Here is a 22,038-nt window from a genome sequence, read left to right on the forward strand (position 1 = left end):
ACCATCAATGCATTTTTGACACATTGGATCACAACCAAACATGTCATTATTATAATAATGAGCATTTGATCGGCATCCAAAGCAAATATCATTATTGGAACAATTTGAACAAGCACCTGGTAAATTCGATGGGTCACGTAATTTCATCATCAAAATATCCCCAGGATTTTGTGCTAACAGTTGAATTAAATTAATAGTTTTATAATTACCAAATTCTTGTGTTCTTATAACACTACATGGTGTATAATATCCATCATTAGTGATACAGATCATACTACCACAATAAAATTTCGAAACATCCATTGTTGAGAAAGAGAGATTATCATTATAAAGAATTTCATCCCGTCCCTTGTAGGCTTTTTGAATGAGCTCATTTGAGGGTACTAAATTTCTCGGATCAGAGCTTGCGACAGGATTGTAGAGAGTTAAGACTGTACGGATACCTTTTTCTTTCCAAAACCACTCCATTGTCTTGTAAACGTCAGTTGATGCAACGGGTTGTGTCAAAGTAATACAATTCCACAGTTCATCTGATGATTTTCCTAAAGAAATTAAATTCTCTAATCCAGTAAGAATTGCTTCAATGTTTTCTTTTACTTGATACCGATGTAACCTCTGATAAACCTCTGTATCTAATGAGTCAAGATGAATAGAGATAAAACCTCCATTCTGGGTCACTTCAATGGCTTTTTTAGCCGTTTTAATGTCTTTTAAGGGAATACCAGAAGACCAAATATTGTTGATTAAGCCTAAATTCTGGGCATAGTGCATTAAGTCGTCCCAATCTACTCTAACTAAAGGATCACCGCCTAACCAATCAATGCATCGAACTTTTATTTGTGCAGCATCTTGTAAAATTTTTTTAATGTCTTTGGTTGGAAGAAGTTCTGGACTTTCTGGAGTCGATCGAGCATAGCAATAAGAACATCCTTGGGAGCATTTTAAAGTTGATTCTATTTGAAGAGTATAGATAAGTCCTTTTTCGAAGTATTCTTTCTGAATTTTTGCCTCACTTGCCATCCCTCCATGTAAAAAGGCCGAATTAGGTTCATCACCCAGCATTTTTTCACCGTTAGAGTTTTTTTGCTATCCAAAGTCCCCGACTTACTTTTCCTTCCTTAGCTGCTTGAGCCCAACCTTTTACTCCTGTTCTAGTAATATTATACATTTCTTCTCCAAACATCTTTAATATTGTATCTTTTAAGTCATCAATCTTTTTTAAATAAAACTTCAGATGACTAGCAAAATCATTTTGTAAATCTTCAGCCTCAATTAGCTTACACCCATTAATCTCTAATAAATTACTATAACCTTGCATTGTCTCAAGATTTGGAAAGATCATAAACTCAAATAAGGAATCAGCTTCGCTCTTTGTACTAAAGGAAGTTTTTCCCAAAATCCAATCGGTAAATCCAATTTTTCCCCCTCTTTTACAGACTCGAGCTACTTCAGAAATTAAACGAGGTTTACTAGTAACATAACACCAAGCATCCTGGCCCCAAACAAAGTCCATTAAATTACTTTTTACAGGAAGATCAAGAGCATTTCCTCTTCGATATTCAATCCTATCAGCAAGACCAGCAATAGCTGTTCGTTCTATTGCTTTTTTCAACATTGTACCAGTAATATCTATACCTAATACTTTCGCTTTATACCTCTTTGCTAAATATCTTGCTGGTCCACCTAAAGCTGAACATACATCCAAAACATAATTGTTCTCTCTAATGCCAAGTTTATCAGCTAGCCTAATTGTTTCCTTTTCCCCTCCCACATGGATGTGTTCTCCCATTAGAAACTCCCATAAAGTACCAACTGCTCCATCATATGCGTCGGATACATCTTTTACTGTGAAATCATAATTATAACTCATTGACTAGATACTTCCGACTTTTTAACCAAATGTAAGATTAAGTTAGTTCAGAATGATAGATTTTTAAAAGCTTCATCTTCGAATTATGTTAAGCGTGATAGAAATGCCTCTCATAAACTCAAGAATAAGTAAAAACATGAAGTTAATCGTGCTTTTAAGAAGCATTACAGGAATTATCTGGTTTGGGACAGTATTGAGGAGGATTTTATTACCTAACTTCGGAAATTTTGAAGCACGAGTTACTGAGATGTCACAGGGTCTCCCATTAATCCCTGATATAATAATGCAGATAGCTGTTACAAATTGGTTTTTGGTTTTCTTATTCATAGTCATTATTGAGTTTTTAGCTTCTATTAGTCTGTTAACAGGAACATTAGCTCGTGGTGGAGCATTTTTGGCCACATTTATTGGATTTGCAATTGGTATGGCCGGTGTAGGAATCTCTCTGATAGATTTAGTTATTCCATGGTCTGTGGCTCTTGTTACGCTATTTCTTCTGCTTTTTACACATCCTGGAATTTATTTTGGGGTAGATAGTAAGTTAATAGATAAAAATCTGCCAAATTTATTAAAGAAATTAATATAGGAGTATTAGGAACCAGAAAGAAAAGTTTTAAGAGTTTTTTTCGATATAAAAGAATAAAAATGGATATCGTTTGAGGAATCAAAATGTCAAGAAAAATAATACATGAAATGCATGAAGAAAAAATCTCTGGAGGATATTTAGTTTTAATTCGTTTTACTCTAGGTATGTCATTTTTTACAACATGGTTAAGTAACTTAGCGAAAGGAGCATTTTCTCGTTCAGGCTTTATTGATACGGTTAGTTACTTTATTGATCATCCTGATCATGTAATCACTCCCTTTGATTCAGTAATCAGGAATATTGTCTTTCCCAATGCATCGCTTTTTGGTCTAACTTGGTTTTTTTTAGAACTATTTATTTCTCTCAGCTTAATGTTTGGGATTTTTACTCGTTTAGGCTCTCTTATTGGTGCTGGATCAACCATAATTCTTGCACTAGGTGCTTTGGGAGTGGATTGGCCTTGGACATATGGATTATTGTTTATTGGATTTATTACATGTGCATTAGTCAGTGCAGGAAAGTGGTACGGAATTGATTTTTGGTTGAAAGAAAAGATACCTCAAAAAGTCATGCTTTTCGTGATTTAAACTTCAATGAGATTTTTTTACTTCCTATTATCTTTTCTTTGCCCAAGAGGAATCCTCTGGCCATTTATGATTCTTCTCATTAATTGGAGTAATTTCGAAGATCACTCCTGTCTTAGAGGGGCAATGTATCCTCCAAACACCATCTTCTTCCCAAGATTGTCCTCCAGATGCTGCCATTGAAAGATAAGGGGTCATAGCATAATGCGCGTCATTACATAAACCTTCTGGTCTCATCAAAGCATATGGGAGGGTCCATTCATCACCAACATTATGTGGACATTTTCCCATTTTTTTAATTAGTTTTATTCTCAAGTATTTCATCTTAATTTCCCATTAAATAAGGACTTTGATTAAATTTCCGAAAGATTAAATGTATTTTATTAGTAAACCATCTCCAATGTTCCCCAATTAATATAACATAGAATGGTACAAATTCTAGAATACGAATCCAATCATTTTCTAACCATATATTAAGAGAATCAAATTGGATATAAACATGGTAGGATAGGATAAGCGACCCTGTAAGGATTATCCAACTCAAATTAATCTTTTCATTATCTAAAAGAATGAAAGGAAAAATCCAAAAAATATACCAAGGATGAAATGTTGGTTGCAGTAAAATAAATGCACCAATTATTAAATAAGCCTGTTTATAAGGTAATATCGTACTTTTATTTGCTTGTTTTGTTAGGAGAACGATTAATATTAAAAATATAAGTCCTGCAATAATTTTTGAGGTTTGAATATCCATATTCAATTGAAAAATAATCCAGAAAATGCTTGCATTGAAATACCAATCTGTGGCATAGACAAGTAGTCCAGTATAAAGCTGAGGATCAATTAAAGCCCATAAAATGTAAAAAATACTTCCTATTATGATTATCCCCCTCCCAACATTGTCTAATCTTTTCCAGAAGATTGGAAATAAGAAGATGGCAAAATATTTTAATAGAAACGCTAGTAAAAAAAGAATAGATGCAAATGACTTATGTTCTCTTTCTAAAGCCCATACAGCAACTATAATTGGTAAAATAATTAATGGTTCAAAGTGTACTCCATTTGCAGTTTCCATATGAAGAAGTGGATTCCATGCGTAGATTATTATTTTCCATTGATGATTAAGAGGGAGAATTTTATACATGGCAATAATTGATAGGAGAAAAGCTCCTGAGAAGGTTAATCGGAAAATATTGATAGATTCGGTGAAAAAAGATAAAATCGCAAAAATAAGTAATGCTAAAGGAGGATATGGAGAAGTAACATTAATATGATTTGCTTTCTCCAATAATTCAGGATTTGGCAAAATTGAGCTTAGATTCCCTATTGGTGTGTGATAGGGATTTAATCCTTGATTAACCGCCCATCCTTCAAGAAAAAAACGATATATATCATCTGATAGTGAGATTTCTGTGAGAAGTAAGGAAATTTGAACTAGCAGAGCAATTAAAATAATAGTAAATAGGTATTTTCTCTGTTCAATCTGAACAGTTTTAGAGACATAAATTCCTAATAAGTAGAATCCAAATGGTATTAAGAATAAAGACTGTAATTTATTGGAGCTTCGATTTAGATGAGTAAGACTGATAAGTAAGAGAAACGAGAAGAGAAATGAAATTCCAATGATTAGAAGATTTATAGCTTTTTTTTCACTACTAGCGATTTCTATCATGCTTCATTCCTACTTTTTCGTTACAGCCCACGAAATGTGTGGTTTGCCAATAATCCATCTAATTGTTGCATAGAGGGCCGAAAATGATTCAATGGTTCCCGCCAATGGGGTTACCAAAAGAAGTTTTATTTGTTCAAAAAATTTAGCTGACCTACTTAAATTCGGAATGACCTCAAGGTTTTTTGATGAGCCAATAATGATCCCAAAGATCCAGAATAATGTACCAGGTAGAAAAATGAACCTTGTTAAAAAAAACTGGAAGACTTGAAAGGAGGAGGAGGACATAATTTGATCTACACTTAGAAAAGCAAAGAAGGAAGGAAATAAAAATACCACTCCATTGAATATGACAAAAATAGCGGCAAAAAAACTTAATGAATGAGTAATGATCCTTAATCGGATACGAAATTGAATTTTCATCTTTTTTTTCCATATTAAGGATATGTATTCTTCTCGAGTTCTCAGAAGTTTTAATGCTTGCCAAGTTCCCGTTATCCATCTTATTCTTGCTTTCACTGAAGACTTTATGGTAAGTGGTGGTTGTTCTAATAATCTACCCCCATGCCAACCAAATACCTCTCCCCCGTACTTAGAATAAGCAATTAATCCAAATATTAGGTCTTCAGCAAGTAAAGGTTTGTTTGCTATCGTTCCATAATCCCAACCGATTTCTTCTATAACTTTCTCCTCTATAAGTAGATTAGATCCATGTAAATGCAGTGGCGGGGGGTAATTCATGACCTGAACACAATGATGACAATTGAAGGGTCTAGATGCTTCCATTTGACGACTTATTAGATTTGATTCAAAATATCGATGTGGATAAACAATGGGTCCTTCAAGAATTCGTTTATTTGGACTATTTATTACAGTTTGTAATACTCGCCTAAATTCAATATCATCTATCGTCGATTCCGCGTCAAAATAAAAGATATAAGTTGGATGGTTATTAATAGATGATTTTTTCGATTTTCGATACTCAATAGAATATTGAAGACTACGAGCCTTATAATAAGTATTATTTTTTGTTTTATAATTAGAAGGGACAATGATTGTTTCAGATGGAAATTCGATACCAAGTTCATCAAAGTATCGACAAAAAATCTCCTTTTCTGAATATTCTTCAGTAACAATGAGTAGTTCAAAGTGGTTTTTAAATAGAAGATTTGATTTTGAAACTTCAAAAATACTCTTAATTCCTCTCTTAACTACATGTACTTCATTTCCTCTGGTTGTGATTTGAAATTTTATTCTGGGAAATTTATGATGAGTATTTTTAAACCGATCTTTTAATTCATGATCTGTTAATATTATTGGATTAAGGTAGACTTTTCGGTGTTTAATATAAGCAGGTATCAGTTCTAAAAAATAGTATAATGTGCTAAAAAAGAAAAAAATACCACTAATTATCCAAAGTGTAAGTCCTAGATGATTTAACATCCAATCTCCTCAATCAAGAGAATCAATGACATTATTCCATACCTTCTCTCCAAATTTTTAAAGGAAGTGAGTTGATCACTTCGTACGTGTAACTAGGAAAATAATAATTCTTCCTTACGCTTGACGCAATTGAATAAAGATGGATCAATTCTCTTACGGATTTCAGATTCTCAAAACAATCAATATCTGTTACCTCAGGGAGAATATAAACTTCTGTTTCTCGAATTAAAAGATCTATAGCATTCCCTAGCTCGTTATATGTTGTGTAATACGTAAAAATTTTATCTAATGAAAGAGAATTACTTTCATTAATCCCTAGAAGGTAAAATCCTCCGTTTTGAGAAGGACCAATTACCGAATTCTTGAAATTTTCTTGTAAAATTTTGAAAGCAGAAGAAATAATGTTAGGTTGAAGATGTGGAGTATCTGATCCTATTATTATAGCTGATCTAAGTTTTAAACATTTGAATGCATAATTAAAAGAAAATGCGAAACGAGATCCAATATCCTCCCCTTCTTGTGGAATAATTTTGATTCTATTAATGAATTCAGGATAAATTTGATTAAGAGGCTTAATAATTCTTTCCTGAAGGATTTTCCTTTTTTCACGAGGATAAAATGCTAGGATTACAACTGTTTCGTTTACAAATGAATGTATGTTAAGAAGAGTATCTTTTAACATGGCTTCTTGAAGTTTTGAATTGAATTGGGAGTTTAAATCTTTATGTACAAGTCTTGTTTTTACAAATCCAGGTTGAGGAACTTTTGTAAAGATTATAATCCCTAGAGTTTTTCCACTTTTCAATATTAACACCTAAATTGGTAAATAGATTTGTTATGATTTCTATAAGTAAAGATTTTTAAGAATTATATATAGAATTTAATCTAAAGACGGAGATTCTAAACCAATGCTTTCATTTTTAAAATCAGCGATTAACAGACATCTTGATGAAACGGCATTAATAATAGATCAATTAACAACAATTGATATTACAAGCCAACCTGTTGAAAATGGAAGAAAATTCGGAGAAATTGTCTTGCATATGATCCGATCCTTAGAGTACTACTCTAGAGGTTTAACTAGCAAGGTCTGGGAAGTTTTACCATATGATTTAGATTCTTATCCCTCATCTAAAGACATTCAAGAGTTATATAGATCCGTTTCAAGCCGTGTAAGAAGTTACTTAAATGATTTATCTCCTTCACTCCTTGAAGAACACTTCAGTGAATTTAATAGACCTGCTTCGGGATTTGAAATCCTACTTGAGATGCTTGAACATAGTATTCAACATCGGGGCCAATTGCTTGTTTATTTGCGACTTCTTGATGTTGAACCTGCTAAAATTCCCTATATTATTTAATTTTGTTTGGTTTCCAAAAAAATATAACTTTTAAATAAGTTAATAGCATAGCAATAGCAGCCTTTATTGATGTGCTCATTTGACCAGATATCTTACTTTTCCCTTCTTTGCGTTGGTGATATTGAACAGGAATTTCTAGATGAGGAACTCTCATCTTGAGAAGTTTAGATGACATTTCAATTGTCCACCCATACCCTTTCGATTTCATTTCTAATGATTTCAAGAATTCCCAAGTCATTACTCTCAATGGACCTAAATCAGTTATTTTTTGTTGAAAGGATAATAATAAAATAATAGAAAAAATCTTATTAGCAACTTGTGCAAGAGGAGTAAGCGATTTTTTAGATTTCAATGGAATCATCCTTGACCCTTGACAGTATACGGTTACATTTGATAAAACAGGTGTCGCTACCCTTTTTATGTCGTTTATATGGCTTTGACCATCTCCATCAAAGAAGCAAACAAACTTTGGTTTTTGACTAAGTTGATTAAGGTATCTTATGCCTGCTAGACATGCTGATCCATAACCCACTTTAGTTTCTCTGATTACATCTACTCCTGCTTCTTTAGCGATTCTGAAAGTATCATCTATCGAATTATTATCAACTATTAAGATATTTTTTATAGTCTTTTTCAATTGAGGAATTAATTTGGGTAGTGAATGCTCCTCATTTCTAGCAGGAATAATTATATGAAGATTAGAAAGAGGTTTTATCACGATTTATTACCATTATTAATTTTTAGATATTTGTGGAGTTGATTGTGGAAGCATTTGTTTAAATCGTATATAAATAAGATAGGATCCGCTCCAATTACCTAGTATCATAAATATAAGTGCGACTATTGAAGATATACCTAATTCTGGAATACCTCCTAAAATATGACCGAAATTGCATCCTAATGCCAATATTGCACCTAAACCTAGAAGGAATCCTCCTCCCAAATATCGTCCAATTTCTATAAGATTTGGAATTTTTAACCTAAATTCTTTTAATTCAACAGAAGAAATAAAGGATCCTAGTATTAAACCAATTACGAATATTCCTGCCCATCCAAGGCCTTCAAGGGGTAAAAGATTAATAATTCCAAAGCTGAATTTGACAACTTCTCCAATTCCATCTGTTGTTGAAAATCCAAAATTTCTATTCGCAAGAGTGGATGAAGCACGTGCAGCTGTTCCAAGGATACCAAGAAGCGTACCAGACATAATTGGACTCCATTTAGGAAGTAGATGATTTAGTTGACTTTTTGTTTGTCTTATGTACAAAAAAATCCCTAAAAGAATTAAAATTGCAGTGAATGTCCAGATTTCCCTAGGGAAAAAGTTTTCAAGGCTTGGAACACCTTCATTATTTATCCAAATTGATTTTATCCGAATATCAGTAATTATAGAATTAAAAGGATCGATAATGCTTAATCCAATTCCAAAGGCAAAACCAATGAAAGCTAAGAATGATTTTATGGATCCTTCTCCTATTCTATAACATGTACCTCCTGCACATCCTCCAGCAAAAACTGTACCCAATCCAAAGATGAATCCTCCAATTGGTACTAAGAGAATAGAAAAAGGGATTGGATTTGACTGGAAAGAAAAATTAGGAATAAATACTAAAATTTGATAACCAATAATTTCAATTAAAACAGCAATAAGGAATACAAATGCTATTTCTTTATTATTGATTATGAGTAAATTACGAAAGGCAGTATTTGAACATACTCGACCCCTTTGGAGAACGATTCCCGTAAATATGCCAATCAAGATCGCTAATAATATATCGAATAGAAATAAAGACATTTTGACACCAATTTCTATTTTATAAATTCATTATAGGTTTCTAACAAAGCTCTTAGCTCTAATTTCAAATAATTTGATCTCAACATATATTTATTGAAACATTTTTTAAAAAACCATATTTAATTTTATGCTAAATTTCATTAAATAAGATGATGAATATGACCGAAGCTAGCATAGATCAAGCAGATTTTGGATTAGAATATGCACAGCAGAATGATGTTCAATATGCTGAAGCAAGATTAATTGATGGCACAAAAACCGTTTTTTTCCTTCAAAATGGGAATATTCTAAGTGGTTCTACTCTTCCTTGGCAAGGTATTGGTTTTCGTGTCCTAGTTAACGGAGGATTAGCTTTTGTTTCAGTTGATGATATATTCAACCGTAAGACTATCAAGAAAGCTATTGACACAGGCATTAAAATGGCGCGAACATCTAATCCAAAAGATAAAATCAATTTTGGGAGTCCAGTATCGAATGTAGCAAAATGGGGGATTCCAGTAAAAGAGAAAATTTCTGATGTAACTACTGATAGAATGCTAGACCTTCTTGTTGAGATGGATAAAGTAGCCGAAAGCCAAAATATTAGCACTAGGGCAAATATTTTCGAAGCTCAGGAATTAAATAAATATATTATTACTTCTGAGGGTACAAAAATTGATGCATCCTTATCTATGTTGAAATTCTTCGGAATATTAACAGCTAAAGGATTGTTAGACTCTGAACAGAAGATGGTTGACTTAACACGAAGTACAGGCTGGGAAGGAACTAAAACTTGGTTAAAAGAATATGAAAATTATTGTACACGTATTGCTAAAGTTGCAGCTCAATCAGACCATAAATTAACAGGAAAAACCGACTTCGTTGTAGGACCTGAGGTTGTCGGTATTATATGTCATGAGAATTGTGGACATCCATCCGAAGGAGATCGAATTAAAGGTCGTGAGGGGGCTCAGGCTGGAGAGAGTTTCTGGCGTGATTTAAAACTTAGAGAATCTCGAGTAGGATCTGAATATGTGACTATTCTTGAAGATCCTACCATTCCTGAAACAGGCGGTTATTATTTATATGATGATGAGGGTGTTAAAGCGCGAGAAAGAGTTTTGGTCAAGAAAGGGGTTATAAATGAACCCCTATTAAATCGAGAATTTGGTGTGAAATTTGGATTAGCTTCTAATGCAGCAGCTCGGGCAGCTGATTATAACCGTGAACCAATTATTCGAATGGCAAATACTTTTATGAAACCTGGCAATTTCACTCCTGAAGAATTAATAGAGGACGTGTCCTCTGGGGTCTATATGTTATCATTCACGGAATGGAATATAGATGATAGAAGATACCAATCAAAATATGTAGGCTTTGAATGTTATGAAATTAAAAAAGGAGAAATCACTGAGAAAATGATAAGAAGACCTGTCATGGAGCTTACTTCAATCGGACTTTTTTCATCCATTGATGGCGTATCGAAGGATTTAAACTTTGATTTTCCTGGAATTTGTGGCAAGAGTGACCCTGGCCAAGGAGTTCCAGTTCATGCAGGGGGTGGAATGATACGTATGCGAGGGATCAGGTTAGGATAGGTGAAAAATCATGAGTGAATCACTACATTCTTATGTTGAAAAAGCTGTGGAATTTGGGGAAAAACTAGGACTTGATGTGGTTATTGTTCGTGGATTGGAGAAAATACATAACCAGATTCGTTTTTCTCAGAATAATATTGATATTAACAAACAGTGGCATACAAATGTTCTCGAAGTCTTTCTTGTTGTTGATAAAAATTTTGTTGCGACAGGTGAATTTTCTCCTTCCAATGAAGCTTATATTAAAAATCAAATTAAATCGTTGGCAGAATTTGCTCGTAAGATGTCTCCAAGTCCGTTTTTTCAAGGAGTAGAGGAAAACACAGTTCCAAGCTATCCAGTAATAATAGAAGGTTATGATTCAACTATTGATCAATATCGTGAAAAAGCACCTGAACATATCATTGCATGTATTAATGCTGCCTGTGAAGCAGGTGCCACACGTGTAGCTGGTTCATACTTGTTTGGGGAGACATACAGCATTTTAAAGAGTTCATTGGGTCCATATGGACAGGATGAAACAACTTTTTTTAATTTAACTGTACGAGCGTTTCAAGATGAATTAGATGCTTCTGGTCAGGGTTTATCCTGTGGTCGAATCCCCAGTATGGCAGAAAAAGAACTTTTAATGGCTGCGACTCGCGCTGGAACTTTTTCCAAATTACATAAGAATGCAGTTCAGGCTAAACCGGGAATCTATGACATAGTTATGACTCCTACTGTTGCTGCTAATCTTCTTGGAATAATCCCAGATATGGCTAATCCTGTTGCAATTATGATGGGATTGAGTGCATTGGGAGACAAAATGGGCGAAAAATTAGCACCAGAATTTGTTAATGTAGATGATAACGGCTTGTTTAAGGACGGATTAGCTTCAGAACAATTTGATATTGAAGGTACACCTCATCAAAATACCCCTATAATAAAAGATGGAGTACTAGTTAATTTAATACATAATACTTCAACATCAAAAATAATGGGTGGACAAACTACAGGTAACAGTAATTTGTTGGATATTGGTATTGGAAGTAAATTTCTGGCTCCAACTCCTACAAACAGAATATTCAATAATGGAGATCATTCTTTGGAGGAACTTCTTCAAAGTGAGAATCCTACAGTTTTTGTAAGCTGTAATTGGTATACACGCTATACAAGTAGAATTTCGACTGATTATAGTACAATCCCTCGTGATGCCTCGTTTTTAGTCGAGAATGGCGAACTCGGGGTTCCTATTAAAAATTTTAGAATTAGCGATAATCTATTGCGTCAATTTGCAAATATCGATGCAATGGGAAAGGATCGTGTTCAAGTGAAATGGTGGGAAGTCGAAGTCCCTACATTTATTCCAACTATAAGGGTAAAAAATTGTCGAATTACAACAGCAACTCAATAGAAAGATGTTTTACCTTATGGAATGGGGATAATTTTTTTTTATCAACCCAAATTATGAGAATTCAAGGAAAAACACTCTTCTCCCTGAAAATAAGATGTTTTATTGATTAATATATGAGGGAGAGTCTAACAAATTTCTTCTGCAAATCTTAAAGTAGACATTTGTATAGCATCTGCTCGTATTAAGATTCGACGAATTTCTTCAATAAAAGACTCTTCTATTTCTTTTTGGATTTTCAGGTATTTTTTTCTAAATTCTTTTGAAAAATCACTCTTGTCAATTTTCCATCCTAGTTCCTCTCGAAGTTGTCCATATAATTGATATGCTTTTGTAGTTCGTTCAACCCAACGATCTATATAGTAGAAATCCTTGGTAAATACTAATACTTGAGGCACTTTTTCTCCTCCATTAACCTGAGTAATGAGAAATGGATATTTATTTTTATTAAAAATCTTCATCGAAATATTTGGACTATTTTCAGCAATTTTTGCGAGAATTGGAATATTTGTTTGAGTATCCCAACACCAAGTTGCTGCAACAACTAATAAATTGATTTGGTTCTTGTTATCAATTTGAAATTCATGCTTTTCAAATTTCCTCTCGCTTTTTCGATAATATAACATCATTCGATCTTTTTCATCAGTTGTTCCTTCTCTAACGAACTCTTCAAATGTAAGTCCTGTTTCATAGAATTCCTTGGTAATTCTTTCAATCATGGGCAATCACTTTTAGAATATAAAGGGAAGAGGTTTATGAAACTGCCTCTTTTATTTTTTCCAATAACATTCTTTCTGGTACAGCTCCTACAATATCCCATTCATCATTTACAATAGTCTTTGGAACACCCTGTACTCTGTATTTCATGGAAAGTTCTTGAAATTCAGTAGCTTCGATCATATCAGCAATAATATTTTCATTGAGCATCGCAAATTGAAATGCCGTTAATACAGCCCGTGGACAGTATGGACATGTTGGTGTTACAAATACTTGGAGATGAACAGGTTTATCAAGATTTTCTACTTCTTCTATTACAGTCGGATCAAGTTTTATACGATCTTCTTGTCCAGCTAACAGAATTGTTTCTATTAAAGTACCAAATTCATATCCTGATGGTATACCATAAAAGCGAACTAACCCTTTTCCTTTTCCTTCAACAGCAACAGCGGGATGTCGTTTTATCTTCCATTCCTGAGCTTTTTCGCTTGTTATATCACATTCACAGTGTTCAAGTTTTATTTTATCTGATTGTTTTGCCACTTGTTTTACTAATGATAGGGTTTCATTACATAATAAACAGTGACCACTCTTTGTGAACATATGTAGTGTTACTTCAGAGGTTAAGTCATTAAACATTTCTCTAACTTCATTTAAAATTTTTTCTTCAATGCGTACTACTTCTTCAGACATAATAAGTTCTCCAAGAATCTTGATTAGAATTTTGATTGTGTATTTAAAAGTATTCCTCTTTTTGAATATTACAAGAAACGTTATATAGCTTTTTTACAATATGCTAATTAGTGGTAATATGAGCTTTGAATTGACAGAAATGGACTTGAACGGTGGAGAAGATAGTCTTTTAGAATTACAGGCCAATCTTTGCCAGTCTTTAACGCATCCATTTCGATTAAAGTTACTTTATCTCCTTAAGGATGGAGAAAAGAATGTTAATACAATTCAGGAATTAACTAAGGAGCGTCAGCCTTTTATATCCCAACATTTAAAGGTTTTAAGGGATAAAGGTGTTGTAAATACAAGACGCGAGCATAACGAAGTATATTATTCTTTAGCTGACCTTAAAATCCTCAAAATTTGTAGGATTGTCGAGGAAATGATCAAAGAACAGCATGTGATCGAATCAGAATAAAAGAGGTTTTTATTAATTATTTATATGATAGGTAGCTTCGTAAGATAATCTAAACGAACTTTAGTTTTACTAATATTTTGGTAATTCTCAACGAAGTTCTTTTATTATAAATAAATTCATGGGATATGAATTGCAATTTAGCTGTCCATCATTTCAATGGTGTGTTATGTACGAATGACAACGTATAAAATATTAATGGGTGCTTTATGGACTGAATTTGATGAAGATAAAGGTGCTGTTCCCATTGCTTGGACACCAGAGACTTTATCTGACGAAATTATGTTTTCTGTTTCACTGAGAGGAATGTCTGTCTTTGCCAGTCGACCCACTAATATTTCCTACTCGAAAATGCTTGCTACAATTCCTTTTCCAGAATATGAGATGTTTTCTGTTTCAACTGTTTTGTATGAAGTCTCAGAAAAAAATCGAGGAGGTCAGATGATTAATCTTATTTCATTATTAATACCTTCGTTTCTTATGGAAAGTGCTTGGATTGACTTAAGACAGATCCAAGGAATCTTTCAACGCTTTTTTGAGGCTTATGGAGGAGAACCAGTTTTTAATAAGCGAGGAGTACTTGGAGATATTACTGAGGCAGCGGATGGGCTTCTTCTTGAGAAAATAAATGTTAACATGGCTGGTGAAAAAGTTCGTGGAGTTGTGGATAATTATCTTCAGTCTTATCACGTAAATGTGCTCAGTAAAGAAGAACAAAAGCTACTAGAAGTCAGATTGAAAACTTTAATTCTATTATTAAACAATATTCTCGAAGCAGGGGATCACGATCGCATCCAGAAGGTTCTTTCCCGTATTAATTATATCCTTGAAAATGAACTCTCAGAAGAACTGGTTGGTATGTATCGTAAAACTTTGACTCAATTAATTGACGCTTAATAGTGTAGGATAAGGAAGGGTTATCTCTTTTTTCTCCAGATTGTCATCCCAATTCCAATAATAAGATATGTAAATAGTGAAATTGTAAGAGAAATCTTAGAGGGAGTAGTAAGTGTTTTGGTATCTGAAGAATCATTAATTTCTGCTTGACTTATCACTTGTAGTTCATATTCAACATTCTTATCTGAAACTGGTATATTACTTGCGAAATCACCTAAACCACCATCTAGATGACTAACAGTAAGAAGAATGCGAGAGAATCCTTCTTCAGTTTGGTTTAATGTAATGAAAAAGCCCTCAGAAATATTAGTAGGATCAAAATAATATGATTCAAGATCAAATTCTGAGTATGTAAAGTTAAAGATTGTTTCTTTAATAATATTGACTCCAAAAGGATGATCATGAGATCCACTGGGAACGTTAAATGAAATATTGATTTGATTAGGATCAGGGAAATCACGGAAATTGTAAATTTTGGTTGCCCAAGGATCGATTTGATTTACTTCTTCATATGGATATTTTTTTGCGAATCCTCCAGTCTCTGGGAACGAATAATAGTCTGGCATGCAATTGAATGAATTATATGAATATTCACGAATATCACCATAATAACGAGAATCAATAGAACTAGCTATGATCCAATTCATATATAATTGTTCAAAAGTTAAGGAGGGAGAGTACTGACTTACTACAGCCATTATGGCTGCAGAACTATGCAAATTTACCCCACCTGAAGAGGCACGATATATTGCGGAAAGATTAGCTGAACCATATTGATCATAGAGATAAGCAATAAAAGTTTGAGATGCTTGATAGTTGTTCCCAGGAATTTCATAATCCCAATAGAGTAATGAAGTTCCCCGCGGATAATACAAGCTAAAAGAATGATTGTACCCATAAGCTAGACTTAATAAGATTTCAGAGAACCGCGAACATCCTTCATCAAACCAACGCATTTCATTTGAATCCAATCCATAATGAACTAGATGCTGGATTTCGTGAATTAGTGTATCGTCACTGATACCTAGTTCTGCATCAATAAATACTATTTCTCCGTAATTCCAATAATCAGATGAAGAAAAATATCCTCCTACTCCACCTGAAATTCTAGTCAGAAGAATTACAATTTTTCCATTATTGTCTCTATCTGTTGGAGGGGCAAAATTTGAATCCATAATAGGGATCATTATATCATCTATAATTCTCCCAATTTCAGTTAAATTGGCCCCAACAATAATTGCATTATCAACAAATATATAAGATTCTCTATTGATAGCTTTGCATGTTGCTGTAACATATTTGTTTTCATTATTAACAAAATCCCAAACCCCAAAAATGTCTTCTTCTTCTAATGTATAAACATTACTCTGAAGATTTTTAATATTTGTTGATAAAAGATATGTAGGTAGATATGAAATTTCATTCTCGGCTTGAACTATCTTTATTGCAAAATTAAAATTTAAAAAAGGTAGAAAAATTGATAAGAGGAAAATAAAAATCAACAGGATATTCTTAATTATAGAATTATATTTAAATTTCATTATACTGCCCAACTTTCAAGAGAAATAAATAATAATAATGAATGTACTTAGTAAAATCTCGTAAAACATGATTATAAAGATGTTCTGATGTAAAAGTCCATAGGTAAGAATTTGTGTCCATTGTTCTTGTCTTGAAAAAGGAATAAGGAATACTTGAATGAATTTATGGCTGAATAAGAAAAATTGAAAAAAAGTTAAAAAAAAGAGAGGAGGGTTTAGATAGCCCTTTTAATGACACCAGGGCCTTGTTCTTGATACTCTTTTCGGGATACCCATAGACGCTGGAAAGTTTTCAATGACGAAAGAATTGATCCACCGATCCAAACCGAATATCGTCGTTCAGGAGGAGCAACAATTCTTATCTCTACATTTTCAGGAACTAACTCTGTTAATTCTTTGTGTAATCTTTCCTTTAAACCTGGGAACATTGTACTTCCACCAGAGAGGACGATATTCTGATAGAGCTCTTTACGAAGGTCAATATCGCATAATTGAACTGATTTATAGATTGCTTCATCCAAAGGAGTTTCTTCTTTCCCGATTGCACTGGGATTGAAGAAAGCTTCAGGGGCAAGGAAACGTTCTGGACCAATGGTAAGAGTTTCACCATCAGGGAGTGTGTATTGCTTTTCCATACCAGAGACTTTTTCAGCTAATTTCAATTCTTTTTCTGGATCTAGAGCAACATAACATAGTCTTTCTTTAATATCACGAACGATTTCTCGTTCTGCAGAAGACGTTAATGCACGCCCACGGGTGCGAAGTAATCTTCGCAGATACTCTGTAATGTCCCGTCCAGCTATATCAATACGACTGATAGCATGGGAAATTGCGAATCCTTCATAAATAGGAACGATATGAATGACACCATCACCAGCATCAATAACTAATCCCGTTGTTCGACCAGAGGCATAGAGAGAGAGAACTGCTTGCATTGAGACATACATTGCGGGGACATTGAAAGTTTCGAACAGGATTTCTGCCATTTTTTCACGGTTTTTTCCTGGGTTAAGAGGAGCTTCTGTTAGAAGTATTGGATGTTCACTTGGATTTACTCGTAAATCATTGTGGAAGGTGTAATGCCAAATTTTTTCCATAGCATCCCAATCTGTGACGACTCCGTGAACAATGGGATAGATGAGCTTAAGTACACCCCGCAGGTTCATTGCTTCTTCACCTACGTAATACTCACGAACGTAATGATCTACGTCAGACATAATTGATTGGTATTTTGGATAACCAATCAAGGTAGGGAAGACAGAACGTGGTTGATCTTCGCCTGCATATCCATTCTTACTCAGTCCAGTACCATTATCGATAACAAGGGGTTTTCCGGTAATTCCTTCTGCTACTGACATTTTTTTCTCACTTATTTGATATTTTTATTAGGCTGTTTAAAATTCTGAAATATGCTTATTTATTTAAATAAACTTCAGATATCGTTTCGGTCAATTTAACGAAATAATATCTGAGAAGTTCCTAGAGCCTTATTGCAAGTAGCACATTCTTCAGTTATTTTATAAACATATCCTTTTGATTGAAAATTGTCTTTAAAGTATAATTTTGGCAGTAAATCCCGACAAAATAGGTCTTGCTGAAGTTTAAGAGGCGCGTTTAAAAGTCTTAAATTAGAGATTTTGAGAATATGTTAATGAATATAAAGCGAAGAGCAGCGATAAAAATGTGAAAAAGTTCTTCCACTTAAACCCCAATATAATCAATCTTTTATTCATTCAGACCATTTTTATAGAGTTAGGAGTAATTAATATAATTTTTTAGAACTATTTTTTTAGTTAATTTTAAGGGGAAGTTCTTATTCAAAAAAAAGATATTAATAGAATATTATTACCTTGAATAAATAAAAAATAATAATTAAAGCAATAATTAAAAGATTAGAACTTAGTAAATTTCTATCCAAGGTGCTATCTCTTTCTGGTATTCTTAACATCTTTTCAGAATAAAAAAATATTTAAAATCGAATATGAGTTCTCTAAGAGTATATCTTATCCATAATTTTAATTAAAAATTTAATAAACAGTCAATTAAGAAAAAAAAAAGAGAGGTATTTAATTGTCAACAGATAAACGCAATCGCTTTGATCTTAGTGATGGGTTCGGAAAAGAGGATATTTCTGCTATATTCGGTGGAATTTGGTCACTAATTACTTTTATCTTTAAGGTTATCTTCTATCCGTATGTATGGATCTTTCGTATGTTCGGACGTAGTATCCGATTTATAAGAAGTAAGAAAGATCCTAGTTTAGCTCTTGAACTTGATGAACGAAATTTTATGGAAACTATTCCAGGATTTTTCATCCTTTCTGGGTTTTTTGGTGGAATATTATTTGGAATTCTAGTTTTCCTATCCGATCAGGAGGGAATCAGATCTTTTTTCGATAATATTGAATTAACCTCAATAATTGCACTTATTGGAGATATTCTAGGATTTTTCTTAGAGATCATTCTTTGGATTATAGGAATTGACGCAAGGGATGCTCAAGGAAACGTAATATTAGACAGATTTGGACTTCTTGATTTATTTTTCGATGTAATATTTGCAGGAATTTCCTGGTTCATAAAACAGATTTTTGATGATCCTTTGATGCTTTTCATTGGAATAGGTATTATTGGATTTATGTTAGCAATAATTTGGATAATTATTTCAGAAACTGGGGTATTAGGAACAATTTTCTCTAAAGCATTGAATTTCATCAAATATCTCATTAAAATTCCACGTCAATTGTATAATGCATTAAATCAAATCTACAACCGATTTAATGACCTTTTAGGTGGTCTAATTATTGGACATGAGCGTTTAAATGCAAGAAATTTAGGTTTTCACAAAAAGGTTCTTTCAATGACTCTTGGTCTAGGAGTCTGGGTATTCTTTGCAGGAATCTTTGTATTAATAACTGAAGCTGGTGATCAACTTCAAGGTCCTCTCGGAATCGGATTTATTTTTACTATCTTACTTATGTTTGGTATTGGAGTAGGAATTGTAGGTACATTCTTTATAGTTCGTATTTTAGACCTTGTTTCACGGAAAAAATATATTTCTGGAAAGGAAACGGTTTCTTAAGCTAATTTTTTTCCTTTCCTTCGATTTTTTGCAAGATATTCCTTTATCATTCAAATCTAATATTTTTTTTATCAATCTATTTTATAGCATAATATTGATTATTTACTTTGTTAATCTTCCTCTATCGATGTAGAATGGTTCTTCATCAATTTGAAGTCAATTTTCCAAAAATAAACAAAAAATTGTTTGTTAGAAATTCCATTGAAATTATTAGAGATGTTATACTTAGAGATAATTGAAAAATTAGCCTTGATGCTTGGATGCACGGTGACTATGGGTCAATTCAAATTGGGATATGTAATTCTATTAATAAAAGTTAAATATAACACTTTAAGTTGCTAAATTGGTTCATATAAGTATTACTGGATTAAAAAGATTAAAAGAATAATTATTTAGAGGGTTATATTTGAACGAGTCACAAATTGGAAATGATCAAGAAAAAGGGATGAATTCCTTTGGTAATTTTCTTATAATCCTTCTTTTGATGATTGTGTTCTTTATTGCTTCTGCTTATGGTGTCCAACGCACAATTCTCTCCGCGTTTACGAAACAAACTCTTCCTGTTGCCGAATGGTTCACTGGATGGGGTTGGATTAGCATTGCGTTTACTCTTTCAAGTTTTGGATTATTTAAGGGTACAGCAGGTATATTCTCCGGAGAAATTACAAATAAACTTGGACTCAATAAAGTAGTAATCCTTGGTACTAGCTGTTTTGCTTTAGGTTCTATTATTTTATTATTAACCCAAGGACGTTTTATCATAATTAGCCTCGGTAATTCCTTTTTAGGAACAGGTGAGGGTATTCTTTATGCTGCTGCAATGACTTATCTAACTGAAATTAGCAAACCATCACGAAGAGCTCAATGGCTTGGAATAATGGAACTCTCTGTATATGGTGGATATTCCTTTGGTGCTTTAACCTCTGGTACAATTTCTATGATATCAGGATCAACTGGTGCTTCATTCATATTTTCTGCATTAATTTCTCTACTTGCTGTGGGTTTTGCATTATTGACAATCAAACCAATAACAAAAAGTAGTACTCAAGTTGAATTTGAAAAGCTTAGAACTCCTATTGAGGATTTTCAACCTTCTAGAAGTATTGGATCCTTAATTCAAAAACCAACTGTGTTTGTAACGCTATTAACAGGTCACACAAGTAAAATGGTAGACAGTATTATAGTTTTGTACTTGCCATTAATCCTCAATAGTTCATACTATGGCTATGGGTTATCACTTGAAGAAACAGGGGTGATTACTGCAAGCTTTACATTTTTTTGGGCAATTACAATGCCATTAGCTGGTCGGATTAGTGATAAGATTGGACGGAAAACTCCAGTAATTTTTGGTCTCATTCTTCAAGCTCTCCTTTTAATTATCTTCTCATTAGCTAATTTTCCTTCAATTTTCCTATTATTCAATATTGCATTAGCTGGATTTGCAATTGGGCTTTATTACCCTATTTTACCCACAATATCTGCAGATATTGCATCTGATGTGGATAAACCCAGACTAATTGGTCTTTATAGATCTTTTAAAGACTTAGGTTATTTCACGGGGCCGATTTTTGCGGGGTTTGTTGCCCAATTATGGTTTGATGAAGGTTTAAGCTTGAATATAGTAATAAGAATTCCAATATTAGTTTCTGGGGTAATTTTATTCATTTGTGGTTTTATAATTATTCTAGCTCGGGAAACACATCCTGGTTGGTCACAGTTTCGATCTAGTCTTGAACATGCTGAATTAGTTGAAGAATGTATAGTTCAATCAACGAATGGTTTGTTGGTATATTTAGAACAACTGGTTGAAAGTGATGAAGATTATCAATACCGACTAATTCGTTATTCACAGAAAGCTAAAGAATTAGAAATTATAGCTGATCGTAAATTACAAGAAATTGTTGTAGAAACTTATAAAACTTTACATAAGACACCTGATTCTGAAAATTTTCTACGAATTGCTCGTCGACTTGATCGTGTTGGTGGATTGACCTTAGGAGCATTATTTCGGATTCAAATGCTATCAATTAATGATATTCCCCCTTTAATTCAAGAAAAACTTCATAATGCAGCAATTGCTTTACGTTCAATGGTTCGATCAACAGTTGATGTTTTGAAAGTTTTGGAAATAAAAATAGATGCAGTTGAAGGGATCTATCACACAGTTCAGGCAAGAGAACATGACCTTGACTTATTGTATCAAGCTATGAATCGACAACTGTATATTTCAGCAACTCAAATGCATTTTGGTGTTTTTTCTGCTATTAAGGATGTAGTAAATATGATCGAACAAGCTGCAGATTCAGCAGAAGATGCTGCCGAGGTAATAAATATTTTAAGTATAAAATATCATGCATAAAGTAATGTTAATTTGGATATTGGT

21 protein-coding genes are annotated in these 22,038 nt (G+C 33.2%); 9 read left to right on the top strand and 12 right to left on the bottom strand.

The genetic code is table 11. From position 1 onward, the window contains the following. Both ACWVCY_RS07925 and ACWVCY_RS07930 read right to left on the bottom strand, forming a co-directional pair. Positions 1-1,062: radical SAM/SPASM domain-containing protein (locus ACWVCY_RS07925; protein ID WP_455141831.1), on the bottom strand; the 1,062-nt coding region annotated here is incomplete at its 3' end. Between the two features lie 10 nt (positions 1,063-1,072). After that, entirely contained in the window at positions 1,073-1,870 is a 798-nt protein-coding gene (locus ACWVCY_RS07930) for a class I SAM-dependent methyltransferase (protein ID WP_455141833.1), read from the bottom strand. A gap of 103 nt (positions 1,871-1,973) precedes the next feature. Here ACWVCY_RS07930 and ACWVCY_RS07935 point away from each other — a divergent pair, with 103 nt between their 5' ends. Together ACWVCY_RS07935 and ACWVCY_RS07940 are read left to right on the top strand one after the other, a co-directional pair. After that, complete coding sequence (locus ACWVCY_RS07935; protein WP_455141835.1) at positions 1,974-2,456, top strand: hypothetical protein; 483 nt, start codon at positions 1,974-1,976, stop codon at positions 2,454-2,456. Between the two features lie 83 nt (positions 2,457-2,539). Then, on the top strand, positions 2,540-3,043 hold the full coding sequence (locus ACWVCY_RS07940) for a TQO small subunit DoxD (RefSeq protein ID WP_455141837.1): 504 nt from the start codon (positions 2,540-2,542) through the stop codon (positions 3,041-3,043). Between the two features lie 27 nt (positions 3,044-3,070). On the opposite strand, the gene ACWVCY_RS07945 is transcribed toward ACWVCY_RS07940, so the two are convergent. The 4 genes from ACWVCY_RS07945 to ACWVCY_RS07960 are packed head-to-tail and all read right to left on the bottom strand — an operon-like array spanning position 3,071 to position 6,957. Beyond that, complete coding sequence (locus tag ACWVCY_RS07945) at positions 3,071-3,364, bottom strand: TIGR04076 family protein (RefSeq protein WP_455141839.1); 294 nt, start codon at positions 3,362-3,364, stop codon at positions 3,071-3,073. Position 3,365: 1 nt separating this feature from the next. Beyond that, positions 3,366-4,712 (bottom strand): hypothetical protein, encoded by a 1,347-nt coding sequence (locus ACWVCY_RS07950; protein ID WP_455141841.1) that lies wholly within the window; start codon positions 4,710-4,712, stop codon positions 3,366-3,368. 9 nt (positions 4,713-4,721) lie between these two features. Continuing rightward, positions 4,722-6,152 carry a glycosyltransferase family 2 protein gene (locus ACWVCY_RS07955; protein WP_455141843.1) on the bottom strand — a complete coding sequence of 477 codons (1,431 nt, stop codon included), beginning with the start codon at positions 6,150-6,152 and terminating at the stop codon, positions 4,722-4,724. A 31-nt stretch (positions 6,153-6,183) separates the two neighbouring features. Beyond that, entirely contained in the window at positions 6,184-6,957 is a 774-nt protein-coding gene (locus ACWVCY_RS07960; protein WP_455141844.1) for a TIGR04282 family arsenosugar biosynthesis glycosyltransferase, read from the bottom strand. Positions 6,958-7,060: 103 nt separating this feature from the next. On the opposite strand from ACWVCY_RS07960, the gene ACWVCY_RS07965 reads away from it, so the two are divergent. After that, positions 7,061-7,513, top strand: a complete 453-nt coding sequence (locus ACWVCY_RS07965) for a DinB family protein (protein ID WP_455141846.1) — start codon at positions 7,061-7,063, stop codon at positions 7,511-7,513. On the opposite strand, the gene ACWVCY_RS07970 is transcribed toward ACWVCY_RS07965, so the two are convergent. Beyond that, entirely contained in the window at positions 7,506-8,231 is a 726-nt protein-coding gene (locus ACWVCY_RS07970; protein WP_455141848.1) for a glycosyltransferase family 2 protein, read from the bottom strand. The genes ACWVCY_RS07965 and ACWVCY_RS07970 overlap by 8 nt on opposite strands. Positions 8,232-8,246: 15 nt before the next feature. Continuing rightward, a complete protein-coding gene (locus ACWVCY_RS07975; protein WP_455141850.1) occupies positions 8,247-9,308 on the bottom strand; it encodes a YeeE/YedE family protein in 1,062 nt (353 codons plus the stop codon). Positions 9,309-9,466: 158 nt separating this feature from the next. Here ACWVCY_RS07975 and ACWVCY_RS07980 point away from each other — a divergent pair, with 158 nt between their 5' ends. Further along, entirely contained in the window at positions 9,467-10,885 is a 1,419-nt protein-coding gene (locus ACWVCY_RS07980; protein WP_455141852.1) for a TldD/PmbA family protein, read from the top strand. Positions 10,886-10,895: 10 nt separating this feature from the next. Next, positions 10,896-12,278 carry a TldD/PmbA family protein gene (locus tag ACWVCY_RS07985; RefSeq protein ID WP_455141854.1) on the top strand — a complete coding sequence of 461 codons (1,383 nt, stop codon included), beginning with the start codon at positions 10,896-10,898 and terminating at the stop codon, positions 12,276-12,278. Positions 12,279-12,403: 125 nt separating this feature from the next. On the opposite strand, the gene ACWVCY_RS07990 is transcribed toward ACWVCY_RS07985, so the two are convergent. Together ACWVCY_RS07990 and pdo are read right to left on the bottom strand one after the other, a co-directional pair. Beyond that, positions 12,404-12,994, bottom strand: coding sequence for a thioredoxin family protein (locus ACWVCY_RS07990; RefSeq protein WP_455141855.1), 591 nt, complete (start codon positions 12,992-12,994; stop codon positions 12,404-12,406). Positions 12,995-13,028: 34 nt separating this feature from the next. After that, the gene (gene pdo, locus ACWVCY_RS07995; protein ID WP_455141857.1) at positions 13,029-13,685 is read right to left on the bottom strand and encodes a protein disulfide oxidoreductase; all 657 of its coding nucleotides are present in this window, start codon (positions 13,683-13,685) and stop codon (positions 13,029-13,031) included. 118 nt (positions 13,686-13,803) lie between these two features. Here pdo and ACWVCY_RS08000 point away from each other — a divergent pair, with 118 nt between their 5' ends. Both ACWVCY_RS08000 and ACWVCY_RS08005 read left to right on the top strand, forming a co-directional pair. Beyond that, the gene (locus ACWVCY_RS08000; protein ID WP_455141859.1) at positions 13,804-14,142 is read left to right on the top strand and encodes an ArsR/SmtB family transcription factor; all 339 of its coding nucleotides are present in this window, start codon (positions 13,804-13,806) and stop codon (positions 14,140-14,142) included. A 174-nt stretch (positions 14,143-14,316) separates the two neighbouring features. Further along, positions 14,317-15,036: a hypothetical protein gene (locus tag ACWVCY_RS08005; RefSeq protein WP_455141861.1), complete on the top strand. Its 720-nt coding sequence runs from the start codon at positions 14,317-14,319 to the stop codon at positions 15,034-15,036. 20 nt (positions 15,037-15,056) lie between these two features. Here the strand turns inward: ACWVCY_RS08005 and ACWVCY_RS08010 are convergent, their stop codons facing one another. Together ACWVCY_RS08010 and ACWVCY_RS08015 are read right to left on the bottom strand one after the other, a co-directional pair. Continuing rightward, positions 15,057-16,577, bottom strand: coding sequence for a hypothetical protein (locus tag ACWVCY_RS08010; protein ID WP_455141863.1), 1,521 nt, complete (start codon positions 16,575-16,577; stop codon positions 15,057-15,059). A gap of 215 nt (positions 16,578-16,792) precedes the next feature. Beyond that, positions 16,793-17,935, bottom strand: coding sequence for an actin, cytoplasmic 2 (locus tag ACWVCY_RS08015; protein WP_455141865.1), 1,143 nt, complete (start codon positions 17,933-17,935; stop codon positions 16,793-16,795). 712 nt (positions 17,936-18,647) lie between these two features. Here ACWVCY_RS08015 and ACWVCY_RS08020 point away from each other — a divergent pair. Further along, entirely contained in the window at positions 18,648-19,655 is a 1,008-nt protein-coding gene (locus tag ACWVCY_RS08020; RefSeq protein ID WP_455141867.1) for a hypothetical protein, read from the top strand. Positions 19,656-20,061: 406 nt separating this feature from the next. Continuing rightward, positions 20,062-22,014 carry an MFS transporter gene (locus tag ACWVCY_RS08025; RefSeq protein ID WP_455141869.1) on the top strand — a complete coding sequence of 651 codons (1,953 nt, stop codon included), beginning with the start codon at positions 20,062-20,064 and terminating at the stop codon, positions 22,012-22,014. Positions 22,015-22,038 lie beyond the last annotated feature (24 nt).

It is taken from the genome of Candidatus Hodarchaeum mangrovi, assembly GCF_975850365.1.